The sequence below is a fragment of the Lacinutrix sp. MEBiC02404 genome (genome assembly GCF_053601575.1).
Genome location: NZ_JBSHNV010000141.1, coordinates 21,352 through 35,034, shown reverse-complemented (window position 1 = coordinate 35,034; position 13,683 = coordinate 21,352). Strand labels below are relative to the sequence as shown.

Below are 13,683 nucleotides of genomic sequence, written 5' to 3'. Positions count from 1 at the left end.
AGCCTGACGTTTTGCCTTTTTTTGGCAAAAGGTAATGCCCTACGGATTAACTATAAACAGATTGCTTTGTCGTGCCTCCTCGCAATGACGTTAACTAGTAGCTTTTTTCAATTTAATAAGATGCATTTTATCTAGTACCACCATGATGCAATACGTAGGATCAATCTCGTGCCATTTGATTCCGAAATTTGCGCGTCCGCTATGCGAATGATGATTATTGTGGTAGCCTTCGCCCATCATTAAAAAATCGACAGGTAAAAGGTTTTTTGAGGTGTCTGAAACTTCAAAATTTCTATATCCGTAAATGTGTGCAAACCAATTAATAATCACGCCATGAATTGGTGCCATTAAATAGGCAACTGGTAAAAATAGCCATTGCCACCAAGCAGTTGCAAATACAGCAAAAAATGCGGTGTATAAAACTACCCAAACTAATCGAGACGCTCTAGAGCTTGCAAATTTATCGAAAGCTTCCCATTGCGGAACGTTTTTAGTAAACTTATCTGCTACGGCAATACGTTTTTGATTGATATCTTGATAGATGTTTTTGGTACGCCACATCATAGTAAATACATTGGCGTCATATTTTGGAGAATGCGGATCTTTTTCGGTATCTGCATAGGCATGGTGCATTCTATGCATAACGCCGTAACCATACGCACTTAAATAATTGGAACCTTGAAATAGCCATGTTAAAAAGAAACACACTCGCTCTGCAAACTTAGACATAGTAAAGGTTTGATGCGCTGCATAGCGATGTAAAAAGAAGGTTTGAAAAAACAAACCGGTATACCATAAAATGATGATAAATATAAGAATAGTCATAATCTTCGCTTTTTGTAAAGGTCGGAATATGTTATGCGAATTACAATGAACCTAGGTTAAGAAATTCGTTTTCTAATTCTACTTAATGCTTGTGCGGTTACACCAATATATGAAGCGATATATTTTAACGGAACTTCTTTAATTAAGTTTGGTCGTTCTGTGAAAAGTTTGAGGTAACGGGCTTCGGCAGTTTCGTTTAAAAGGGATTGTTCGCGTTTGGATTTGATAAGAAATAAACGCTCGGAAGACATACGACCAATGACATTACCTACAAAACTTTTTTGATATACTTCTTGTAAGTCGGTATAGGAAATACTCCAAATTGACATATTAGTGAGTGCTTCAATTTGGTACAACGAAGGTTCGTGAGTTAAAAAAGAATCATAAGCACTTATAAATTCGTTTTCGAAACAAAAACCAAAGGTGATTTCTTTTTCTTTATCTTCTTTAGGAATTAAAAAACGTGCGATTCCAGATTCTATAAAAGAGATATAATTTTCTACTTGTCCAACCTCCACAAGCTTATCTTTTTTCTTGAATTCTCGCTTTACTAATTTAGAGGAAAACAATTGCCAATCGGTATCATCTACAGTTATGGTTTCTTCTATATAGGCTCTAATGTTTTTCATAATTATCTATTACTACAAAGAACGTTATTTTATATAAAAAAAGCATCCTTATTGTAGTAATAAGGATGCTTTTTTAATGGTAATAATTCAAGTTTACCAGTTTTCTATTTCACTTTTAATCTCTTCTTTTGTTTTACCGTATTTTTCTTGGATTTTCCCTGCTAATGTATCGAAATCGCCTTCAGCTTCTGTATACTCGTCATCTGTAAGCTTTCCGTATTTGCTTTTAAAATCACCTTTTATCTGTTTCCATTTTCCTTTAAATTGATCTGCATTCATAGTATTGTGTGTTTTAAGTTAATAATACTTCAAAGATAATGCAGAACTAAAGTACTTATTATTGCAATCGATTTAAGGATTAACGCATTTACTAATTAAAGAAAACTTTAACAGATTTGTTTGCTGTATTGGTATGATAAAGAAGAAATAGATTTTTTAGAATTGTAAATCTGCTACTAAATCAAATTCGTCATAAATTGCTTTATCTTTTAAATCATCAAAAAAGCTAGTAGAACCATATTTTACATCAAATTTTGTTCTGTCTACTTTTAGTGTTGCTGTTGCTTTGCTTCCGTACACAGATATATTTACAGTTACCGGATTTGTTTTTCCTTTAATCGTTAAGTCTCCAGTAGCGGTATACGAGTTTTTTCCTGTTGCTGTTACTTCGGTAAATACTAAGTTTGCAGTTCCAAATTTACTTACTCCAAAAAAGTCATCCGATTTTAAATGTCCGTCTAATTTGTCTTTGTATTCTCCTTCAAGATCTGTACTACTAATGGTTGTCATATCTATAACAAATGTACCTCCAGTTAATACTTCGTCTTTAAAATCTAAAGATCCAGATTGTAAGTTTATTGTTCCTTCATGAGAACCTGTTACTTTGTATCCTTTCCAAACTACTTTACTATCTGTAGTTTTAATCTCTTTGTTTTGCGCTATTATAGCGGTTGAAAATGTTGCAAATGTTATAATTGCTGTTAAAAGTGTTTTCATTTTTATATGTTTTTATTTGTCTGAAGCAAAGATCTAATAATATTAGGAAAGAAAAGATGACCTAGTTTATTAAATGCTGTTAATCTAGATTAACATTTTTTATTGGGTAGCGATTTGACTTTTTATTTTACTTAAAAATTCTTTGGTAATCCCTAAATAGGAAGCGACCATATACTGCGGAATTCGTTGTTCTATTTCGGGGTAACTATCTCTAAAAATGAGGTATCTCTCTTTTGCAGACATACTAAAATTTCGAACGATTCTTTTTTGTGAAGCTACAAATGCTTTTTCAATAGTTTTTCGGAAAAGGCGTTCTAGTTTAGGAATTTGCGCATACGTTTCTTCCATGTTAGTATGTGAAAAAATAATACATTGGGTATCTTCTATACATTGCACATTAAAATCGGAAGGTGTTTGAGAAATGAAACTTCCAAGATCGGAAGTCCACCAATCTTCCACCGAAAACATAAGGATATGTTCTTGTCCTTCGGTATCTGCATAAAACATTTTGGTACAACCAGAAACCACAAAACAAATCGATTTATTGACATCGCCTTGTTGTAAAATATATTGTCCTTTTAAATATTTTCTAGACGTAACTTGGCTGGTTAAAAAAGTGATCTCTTGGTCTGTTAACGTTACTATTTTACTTATATAGTTTAAAAGTGGTTGTAAATTCATGCTCCTATTTTGATTGCTTAACAAATATAAAAAAAGCCATTACAGGAATGGCTTTTTATTAATCATTAAACAGATTGCTTTGTTACTGGCAATCCCGATTGTTTCTGCATTAGGGATGGAACGGCATGTTTGAGCTCCTCGCAGAGAGCGAGTAGTGAGAGCCCGACACTTTGCAGCTGTTGCGAAAAAGTGGAATGCCCAACTAATTTAAAAGCTTTTCTATTTCTAGCTTGATTTTATTTAATTGTTCGATAATGATTTCGTCTTTTATATAATTTAGTAAAAAGTCTATTTGAATAATTTCGTTTTTAATATATCGCGGACTATATAAAAGCTGGAATACATGTTTAAATCTGGCTATTATATCGATTTCTATATTTGGTTTAAACTTATTGTTTATTAGCATTAACCCAAAATTAGCTTCTGCCATACCAATAAGCACCGAGACGTCTAAGTCGGTTTTATCATAATCTTCAAGCTCTTGATGGAAATCTATTAGGTAGGATTTTATATCTACGCTGTTTTCAAATGCCCCAGAATTTGTAATGGAATCCTCTAGTTTATCGTCTCCTAAAAGCTCGATTATATGACCGACAAAAATTAAATTCGACATCGCATCTAAACTATTACCATCGTATTTATTAGTAGATGTTTTATACGAATCGACATACATTGCGAATGCTCTTTTAAGGTATTCGATTTTTTCTTTGGTAGTTTCTAAATGTGTAGATGCTAATTTATAGGCATTACCTACAATATTTAATCGGCATGGATTTTTACCTACTAAGGTTAGAAACTCAATTTCTTTTAAGTCATAGACCAGCGTTTTTCTATTTAAATGATTGGTTTTAATGATACAATATTGCTCTAAAGCTTCAATGGAGAAATTACCATTAGAATACACAAATAGGTCTTTAAATTTTTGTAGTGCAATTTCTGTTTCGCCTAATTCGTTATACACCAAAGCTTCTTTTTCTAAAATATTAGCGTCTAATAAATTTGCTTGCTCTACCTTTTCTAAATAACCTTCTAATTTTTGAAGCGCTTGATTGCTATTGTATTTTTGGTCTCTAATCGCTATTAATAGGTTATCAAAATCGGTATAAATCTGCGAAGGAATTACATATTCAAAGTCTTCTTTCTTCTTGGATCCTCTGGTAATAAACCTGTAAAACTGATTCCCATAACATTGATATGCTCCCCAAGTACTGGTATTAGAATGGTTTTGATAACAGACCAATCTTGCTTTTTGAACTGCACTTCCAAAAGTGTCTCCTTCTAACATGTTTTTATAAAAGACTTCGGAAAAAGTTTTTGCAGCGGCATCATTAACTGCCCAACCAGAAATAACAATTGCTTTAACGCCCATTTCTATAAGTTGCGTTCCTACATTTGCTGCTAAGCGATAACGCTCTCTGGTATATTTTTCGTCTTCCACATGTATGGCTCCGGAATAGCAACAGTTTATAAATACAAATTCTGGAACATACCCTAATTGTTTTATGGTTGCCGGATCGATACAAATACTTTCACCAATGGCTATTCCTACTTCATTATTTTCTGGATCGTATAAACCATGTCCCGCAAAATGTAATATTTTATATTTCTTATTAAACAACTCCATCATTATTGGTGCTGCAGAAGCATTGATCATCGATGTGGTTTCAAAACCAAATTGATTTAATTTTTTAGTAATCCACTCTGCTTCTTCTTTTGCTGCTGGCAATTGTGGCAGATTATCGCTATTATAATTGGGATCACCTACAACAAAAACACTATTATTATTTAAGGATACTTGCGAATTATAGGTTGCATATTCGGTAACTAGCTGTCTTATAAAACTCGAGCTTACCGCTGCCGGCGTTTCTCCTGTTTCATGATCGTGTAATAATTCCCAAGGAATTTGTGCCGCATTCTTATCTAGTTTGATAATCATATTGGCTTGGTTTCTAAAAGTATCTTTAAACTCATTAGGCACTAACATTTCGAATAATGCCTTGGATAACCTTTTGTCCCAAATAGATTGATAGGATTTTTGCTGTAATAAAAAGTTAATTTTATTTAAACCAATATCAATCATTTCTTGTTCTACTCTTGCTAATCCGTTGGACGAATAATATTTAAATCCGACCACATTATCTTTTTCGTTTCTATCTTTACTTTCTTTTACAACGCCATTAATATGCAGGTTATACCACCAGTTATATTTATTATCGGAATACAATTGTTTCTTTTTCGCACCAGCTCTTCGTAAAACACCTTTGGTTAAATTAATGGAGATTCGATTGTCATTATCTTGCATTCTGCTTAAACTGAAGTATGCCTGACTTGCTACAGATTCGTAGTAATTAATAATCTCTAAATCTTTAATTTGTTTTAATCCTTCACCTCTATCTTTTATATATGCATTTGCTGCAGAAACACCTAGTAAAATACCTTTAAGGGAATCTTCTAATGGCAATTTACCATAGCCGATACCTATTAAAATAGCCGAAAGTCCGGTGCCATATTTTTTAACTTCTGGCAGCGTATAGTTATCTCGCATAAACATGGCATACTTTAAAGTCGCAAACTTCACCGTTTTTGCTAAGAGGAAAGTGGTTAGGTTATCCGAACTTCCTAATCCGCAAATAACAGCTCCTTTGGGTTGCGTTTTCAAATTAAAAAACACCTCACTTTCTCCAACTTGCCCCGGATAATAACCAATATCTAAACGCTGTGACAATCGATTATTTAAATAATTATCTAATGCTTTTTCGGCACTTAAAATCAAGTCCATATAAAAGTGCCCAACCATAACAGGAAAAGAAGATATTCGTAAATCTCCATTAATAACACTAACGTTTATCATTTCGGTCTCCGTCTCTGCAACTGGTTGTGTATCAAATAGTGCTTTTACTACATCTTGTTGGTTATGTAAAGGTTCGGCATATCGATATACTTCACTAATTACTTCTCCGCTTCTAGACTTTGGCTGTTGCGTACTAAGTTTATTAGTACTTCCTGTTGCGATGATATCTTCAATACCTTCAAAAATATATTTCTCATTTGCCAGATCGCCATGCGTAGTATTAGAATAGTATAAATTGGTACTACCAAGAAGTTGTTTCGGAATACCAGATTGCCAAGTAACACTTCCATCACCATACGAGGTGGCTTTGTACACTAGTTTTTCATAGCTGGATAAAAATCTGCTTTTAAAGGTATAATCGAATACGGTTTCTTCTGCTTTTCCCGCTACGTAATATATATTCTTAAAAACATCTTTATTTTCAGGAGTTTCTAAATCTTTTAAAAAGTCTAGAACGCTAGTTCTAAATGCTTTAAAATCTTTTAACGATCTCTCATTTTTAGTTGGTTCGGGCATGTGTTTTAGATTCGCCATTTTATCTAAATCTTTCCAAAACTTAGCATCCCAAAAAGGCCTTTTGCTATATTTTTCGATAGGTAATAACTCGAATACACCAGGATATTTCCAAAATATTTTTAGAAGGTCTTTTTTATCATTTCTAAAGTCTAAAGCTGCTAATTGTTTTACACGTCTACTATGACCAGTAAGCACTTCCATAATAAGATAAGAACCCATCCATGGTGTTCCTAACATGATAAACTTGTTCTTTTTATTATCGGAAAAATCGGACCACACATTTTTAAAATCCATCATGCATTGTCTGGCAACCAATCCGCCCATAGAATGCGCAATAATATTAATATTAGCATTTGCCTCTATTAGTGTTTCTAATTGTGCACTTAGTTCTTTGGCTGCTCCTTTTACAGATTTCCGCCAATCAAATTCCAATGTTATTACATCATATTTACCAGAATAATATTCGCTTATTTTAGAATAAAAGTCTTTAATAATACCGGAAGCCTTTACATTATCGGCACTAATATTTAAGTTATTTACAATAGCGCCTTTATTAATATTACGCATATTTACCCATTGATCATCGTCATCACTAGCTAGTGTAGATCCCATAATTCCAGGAATAATAATGACAACGTCTCGAGAAATATTGCTTGGTTTTAGTGAAAAACCGTCTAATGAGAACTTATCTAATATAATGCCTCTGTCTGCATCGGCACTATTAATTACGGTATTATAAAGGGTAGCTGGGTTTTGTTCCGAATCATTAAAAGCTTGAAGTATAGCGTCGCATGATTTTACATTAGAAAAGTATTTGAAATGGTTTGTATTGCTTCCTTTGGAAAGAAAAAGATGTATGCCATTCGTCCTTTGTACACCATGAACCATACGATACGTATCTACTACAAGATCATTTTCGGTACGATAAAAAAGATTGGCAAGAATAACTTTTAAGGAGCTAAAGTTTACTCCTGAAACATCCGAATCCCCTGAAATAGCATATAATTCACTTGCTACCGTAGTATCTGCGGCATTCATCATTTTTTGAAATAAAGACTCCGGCATCATGCTATTTAAACCTGGCAGTATTTCGGGGTTTTCTTTTTGTGAAATCAATTCCATTAAAAAGGATTTAACTGCTTCATACATCGGATTTCTAACACCAAACGCAATGGACACCGCATTTAATAGTAGATTAAAAAAGTGGTCTGCTCTTCTAGACAAAATCGTTGTTCCACTTGCTGGAGCAGCCACACGAACGACCTTATCAATTTTAATTCGTTTATTAACCACCAAAGCATTAATGTCTAGCATCAGTTTATAGGAATACGGATCTTCCTTTTTAAGAATACTTAATTCATTATCGCTAAACCCAACCTTAGAAACATAATTTCTAAAATCACATTTTGCAAGAATATCTGCGACCAAACCGCCTCTAGAATGACTTAAGATATCAATAGTGCAATCATCTGGACAGCGATTTAAAAAATCTAAAGCATTTTGTAACGGACTTTGAGATAAGGTATAATGTTCTAATGCTAGAATATTAGTGCCATAAATTCCAATAATATCTTGCCAAGCATTACTACTATTCAAACTACCAAAAGCATCGATAGTAGTAGAAAGTGTACCGTGAAGTAACAATAGGTATTTATCCTGTTTGCTTTTTTTATAAGGCACTAATTTAAAATTAGCATCTACCTGATATAAACCTGGATGCGGTTGTACTTTTTTATCATAGGTTTCCCCAAGTACTTTCATAGAAACTTCAGCAACCTGTTTAGCCTTAAAAACACTAAACACCTTTACTAAAGCACGTTTAATAAGTCCTCTAGAATTTTCATCTGTTGCTATTTGCGTTTCAAACAAATAATCATCATCACTTCCAGATCTTTTTTCTAAGGTTTTTTCGTTATATATTTCTTGAATATCTTCGGGATGACCTATCCATTCGGTATTATCTGTAAACTGTAAAGACAGTAAATCGTGTTCTTCAAAAGAGACCGAAATGGGTTTATTTTCCGATCGATTGGAAGATACTTCAATACTTGTTTTTAATTCAAATTTAGCCTGTAACGCAATAGGAAGAATACTATCTACATTATCGACTTTAATTTCATTGCCGTAAAACTTTGCTTTTCTAATCATAATTCGCACCTTATTACTGTTTATATAAAACATCTAAATCACACGCAAAAAAGTAGTACTTGCGCGCAAAGCCACCTGAATACAGATAGTTGGGGTGCTATTAATTTATTTCTAGGAAGAAATAGTTAAGATTAACTGTGATAAATATACAAAAAAAAGATAAAACCTTTCTTTTATTTCATGTCTTCGGCACATAACCAACAGAAAGGCAATAGATTATATTTACAAATTCTATAATTTAATTCAAATACGCTTTTCATTTTAATATAAAAAAAAGTGTTCCTAATAGTAGAAACACTTTTTTAAATGGATTAGCGGTAACTAGCAATGCTATCCATATTTGTCTGAAGAAAATAAAAAAACTATAAAGAATTATCCATAATATCCTGAACACATTCTGGGTTAAGCAACGTACTAATATCTCCTAAATTGCTAGTATCTTTTTCGGCAATTTTACGTAAAATACGACGCATAATTTTTCCGCTTCGCGTTTTTGGTAAACCTTCGGTAAACTGTATTTTATTTAATTTTGCTATTGGTCCGATACGATCCGAAATTAATTGATTAATCTCCATACGAAGGTTATCATGGTTTCTACTTTCTCCAACATCTTTTAAAGTAATATAACCATATAATGCGCTTCCTTTTACGTCATGCGGAAAACCTACAATAGCACTTTCAGAAACTGCAGGGTGCTCATTAATAGCATCTTCAATTGGTGCGGTACCTAAATTATGTCCGGAAACAATAATTACGTCATCTACACGACCTGTTATTCTATAGTAGCCAACCTCATCTCTTAACGCACCATCTCCGGTAAAATATTTATTTTCATAGGTGGAGAAATAGGTTTCCTTGTACCGTTGGTGATTTCCCCAAATGGTACGTGCAATACTTGGCCATGGGAATTTTATACATAAACGTCCTTCGACTTGATTCCCTTTTAATTCTTCGCCATTCTCATCCATTAAACAAGGTTGCACTCCTATAAAAGGTAAAGTTGCATACGTTGGTTTTGTTGGTGTTACATATGGAATTGGCGTTATCATAATTCCGCCAGTTTCCGTCTGCCACCACGAATCTATAATCGGGCTTTTCCCTTTTCCTATATTATCATTGTACCAATGCCAAGCTTCTTCATTAATTGGTTCTCCTACACTTCCCAGAACTTTAAGTGAAGACAAATCGTATTTTTCTACTAACTCTAAGCCTTGTTTGGCTAAGGCACGAATGGCTGTTGGTGCGGTATAAAACTGACTCACTTTATGTTTTTCTACAATATCCCAAAAACGTCCAAAATCTGGATAGCTTGGTACACCTTCAAATAATACGGTTGTTGCTCCATTTGCTAACGGACCGTAAACAATATAACTATGACCTGTAATCCAACCAATATCTGCAGTACACCAATACACATCATTTTCTCGATATTGAAATGCATTTTTAAAGGTATACGCTGTGTACACCATATATCCGGCTGTGGTATGTACCATTCCTTTTGGTTTTCCTGTAGAACCTGAAGTATATAAGATGAATAAAGGATCTTCAGCTTGCATTACCTCTGCAATACATTGGTCTGAAGCTGCATCTAATAAAGGCTGTAACCATTTATCACGACCTTCTTTCATGTTGATTTCTGAATTTATTCGTTTTGCGACTAAAACCGTTTCTACGCCATCACAGCTTTCTAAAGCTTCGTCTACAATACCCTTTAAATCGATAGTTTTTGCACCGCGATACGAGCCGTCACTAGTAATTACCATTTTACAATCGCTATCCTTAATTCTGGTTGACAATGCATTTGCTGAAAAACCTGCAAATACCACATTATGAATTGCTCCTATTCTAGCACATGCTAACAAAGAAATGGCCAATTCGGGAATCATTGGTACATAGATACATACACGATCTCCTTTTTTTACACCATTTTCTTTTAGCACATTTGCAAACTGGTTTACACGTTTATGTAGCTGATTATATGTAATATGTTCTGCGCCTTCGTTTGGATCATTAGGCTCAAAAAGAATGGCTGTTTTGTCTCCTCGCGTTGCTAAATGTCTATCTATGCAGTTTTCTGTAATGTTTAATTGTGCTCCTTCAAACCATTTTACTTCTGGTTTTTTGAAATCCCAACTTAAAACATTATCCCATTTTTTGCGCCATAAAAAATGTTCTTCTGCAATCTCTTCCCAAAAACTTTCTGGATTTCTAACAGATTTTCTATAGACTTGGTAATATTCTTCTAGGTGTTTAATGTGGTAATTACTCATAATGTATTGGTTTATATATTATTTGGTCTCGACGCTGCTCGACCTGACAAATAGTTTATATTTTAGTACATCTCGATACCATTTTTTCATGCTTCAAAAATCACTCGATGTGACGTTAGTTATTAAGTGACGTTATCTATGGATATGACGTTATCCACTTCGTCAGTTCGAGTGATACGATTTTAAGAGCATGGTATCGAGAACTTATTTATGAATCCCAATATAATGGGTTTGATATACTAATTTAATTTCGTTTATAATAGCGATATCATCTATGGTTGATGGTATATTATATTGCTGTTCATCTGCGATATTTCGCAACAATTTACGAAGAATTTTTCCACTTCGTGTTTTTGGTAATCGGTTAACAACTAACACATCTCTAAAGGAGGCTACTGCTCCAATTTCTTTACGAACCTCTTGTATAATTTCTTTTTGAATTTGGCTTTCTGTGGAAGCTTCGCCAGATTTTAAAACAATTAAACCTAATGGTTTTTGTCCTTTTAAATCACAATGCACACCAAAAACAGCACATTCTGCAACTGCTTTATGAGATGCTACAATTTCTTCCATTTCTGCAGTAGATAATCGGTGACCAGCAACGTTAATTACATCATCTACGCGACCTGTTATAAAAATATAACCATCTTCGTCTTTATAACCGCCATCTCCGGAAAAATAATATCCCGGAAAACGGTCTAAATACCCTGCTTTAAAACGCTCTGGATTTCCCCAAAGGTTACTTAAAGTCCCTGGAGGTAATGGCAATTTTACAGCGACATAACCTTCTACGCTAGCGTCGACCTTTTCTCCTTCTTCATTCAAAATTTGAATATCATAACCACAAACAGGTAAGCTGGCAGATCCTGGTTTTACTTCTTGTAAAGCCACGCCAACCATATTTGCAATCATTGGCCAACCGCTTTCCGTTTGCCACCAATGATCGATTACAGGAACTTTTAAATGCTCTTCGGTCCAAGTTAAAGTGGCTACATCACAACGTTCGCCTGCTAAAAACTGATATTTTAAACAAGACAAGTCGAATGCTTTTAATAATTCGCCATTTGGATCTTCTTTTTTTATAGCTCTAATTGCTGTTGGTGCTGTAAACATCACTTTTACTTGATGCTCACTAATCACTCTCCAAAATGTAGATGCATCTGGAGTTCGTATTGGTTTACCTTCAAATAAAATCGTTGTATTTCTGTTTAATAAAGGTCCGTAAACAATGTAACTGTGCCCTACAACCCAACCCACATCGCTTGCCGCCCAAAAAGTATCGCCTTCGTCTACACCATAAATATATTTCATAGAGAATTTTAAAGCAGTTGCATAACCACCAGTATCTCGAATAATTCCTTTTGGTGTTCCTGTAGTTCCTGAAGTATATAATATATAGGAAGGATGCGTGGATGGTACGGAAACAGCTTCGATGGAAGGAGATTCTTCTACTAAAGTAGTATAATCTATATCGTAGTTTTTCTTCGGAATTTCCACACCCAATTGTCTATCAAAAACAACAACATGTTCCGGCTTGTTTTTCGCTTTCGCAATTGCTTCATCTACAAAAGGTTTATACGGAATAATACGATCTATTTCTATACCGTTAGACGCCGTAATAATTGCTTTTGGTTTACAATCATCTATACGAATTGCCAACTCATGCGGTGCAAATCCACCAAACACCACCGAATGAATAACGCCTATTCTTGCGCATGCCAACATAGCGAATGCAGCTTGCGGAATCATTGGCATATAAATGATACACGTATCGCCTTTTTGCAAGCCTAAATTCTGTAAGCCACCAGCGAGTTTAGAAACTTCATGGTGTAATTGATGGAAGGTAATATGCTGTTTTGTGTTGGTAACTGGTGAGTCAAAAATTATAGCATTTTGTTCTCCAAAACCATCTTTTATATGCTTGTCTATACACAAATAGCTTAGGTTTAATTCGCCATCTTCAAACCATTGGCTATAGTTATATTTATCTTTAGACAAAATGGTTTTTGGCGACGTAAACCAATCGAGTTGATTTGCTTGTTCTTTCCAAAATCGTTCTGGATATTGTATACTTTCTTGGTAAAATTCTTGATATTTCATGGCTATGCTTTTTTAGAATTAAACAAGCCAAACCAATTAGGATTAAGTATTTTTAACTTGACAAGTGCCCAAATAATGACCACAAAACAAACTCCCATAACTATAGAAAGCATAGGACTTACATTGGTTTTGTTTTCGAATTTAAACCTTAAAAAAAGCGTAACTAAAATGTAGATACTAATTATAATATCTGACGCTAGCGGGTTGATGTGAAATTTCATGTCTTTAAACTTTAATTAAACTTAGTTTGTTTGCACACAAAACCAATATTTAAAAAAGACTTACAAAGACTTTTTAGGTTAATAATTCCAGTATTTCTGAAACTATCTTTTTCACTGAAAAAGGTTTGGTTAAATACTTATCTGCTCCAAGTTTTAAACCTTTCTCTATATCTGAAGCTTTATTTTTCGCGGTTAAAAACACCACTTTGGTATCTTTTAAACCGACTGTATTTTTGATGTGTGTCAAGGTTTGATAACCATCTACATTTGGCATCATAATATCTAACAAAACCACGCTAGGAATATGATGTTTTAATATCTCTAAAGCTTCACTTCCATCTCTTGCAATAAACACTTCAAAATCTTGTTTTTTGAAGGTATATTCTAACGACATCACAATATTTGGCTCGTCGTCCACAATTAAAATTTTCTTCTTCATACTTTAC

9 protein-coding genes are annotated in these 13,683 nt (G+C 33.9%); all 9 read right to left on the bottom strand.

Translation table 11 applies throughout. The features are described 5' to 3' along the window. Nucleotides 1-90: 90 nt before the first annotated feature. The 9 genes from ACVCXO_RS03885 to ACVCXO_RS03845 all read right to left on the bottom strand — a co-directional run bounded on the left by ACVCXO_RS03885 (nt 91) and on the right by ACVCXO_RS03845 (nt 13,676). Nucleotides 91-825, bottom strand: a complete 735-nt coding sequence (locus tag ACVCXO_RS03885; RefSeq protein ID WP_452228282.1) for an acyl-CoA desaturase — start codon at nt 823-825, stop codon at nt 91-93. A gap of 56 nt (nt 826-881) precedes the next feature. Further along, complete coding sequence (locus ACVCXO_RS03880; protein ID WP_452228281.1) at nt 882-1,454, bottom strand: Crp/Fnr family transcriptional regulator; 573 nt, start codon at nt 1,452-1,454, stop codon at nt 882-884. A 93-nt stretch (nt 1,455-1,547) separates the two neighbouring features. After that, on the bottom strand, nt 1,548-1,733 hold the full coding sequence (locus ACVCXO_RS03875) for a CsbD family protein (RefSeq protein WP_452228280.1): 186 nt from the start codon (nt 1,731-1,733) through the stop codon (nt 1,548-1,550). A 156-nt stretch (nt 1,734-1,889) separates the two neighbouring features. After that, nucleotides 1,890-2,450: a YceI family protein gene (locus ACVCXO_RS03870; RefSeq protein WP_452228279.1), complete on the bottom strand. Its 561-nt coding sequence runs from the start codon at nt 2,448-2,450 to the stop codon at nt 1,890-1,892. Between the two features lie 99 nt (nt 2,451-2,549). After that, on the bottom strand, nt 2,550-3,131 hold the full coding sequence (locus ACVCXO_RS03865; RefSeq protein WP_452228278.1) for a Crp/Fnr family transcriptional regulator: 582 nt from the start codon (nt 3,129-3,131) through the stop codon (nt 2,550-2,552). Nucleotides 3,132-3,333: 202 nt separating this feature from the next. After that, the gene (locus ACVCXO_RS03860) at nt 3,334-8,646 is read right to left on the bottom strand and encodes a DUF7379 domain-containing protein (protein ID WP_452228277.1); all 5,313 of its coding nucleotides are present in this window, start codon (nt 8,644-8,646) and stop codon (nt 3,334-3,336) included. A gap of 362 nt (nt 8,647-9,008) precedes the next feature. Continuing rightward, nucleotides 9,009-10,916, bottom strand: a complete 1,908-nt coding sequence (gene acs, locus ACVCXO_RS03855) for an acetate--CoA ligase (RefSeq protein WP_452228276.1) — start codon at nt 10,914-10,916, stop codon at nt 9,009-9,011. Nucleotides 10,917-11,120: 204 nt separating this feature from the next. Further along, the gene (locus ACVCXO_RS03850; protein WP_452228275.1) at nt 11,121-13,016 is read right to left on the bottom strand and encodes an acetate--CoA ligase; all 1,896 of its coding nucleotides are present in this window, start codon (nt 13,014-13,016) and stop codon (nt 11,121-11,123) included. A gap of 294 nt (nt 13,017-13,310) precedes the next feature. After that, nucleotides 13,311-13,676, bottom strand: a complete 366-nt coding sequence (locus ACVCXO_RS03845; protein WP_452228274.1) for a response regulator transcription factor — start codon at nt 13,674-13,676, stop codon at nt 13,311-13,313. Nucleotides 13,677-13,683: the final 7 nt, after the last annotated feature.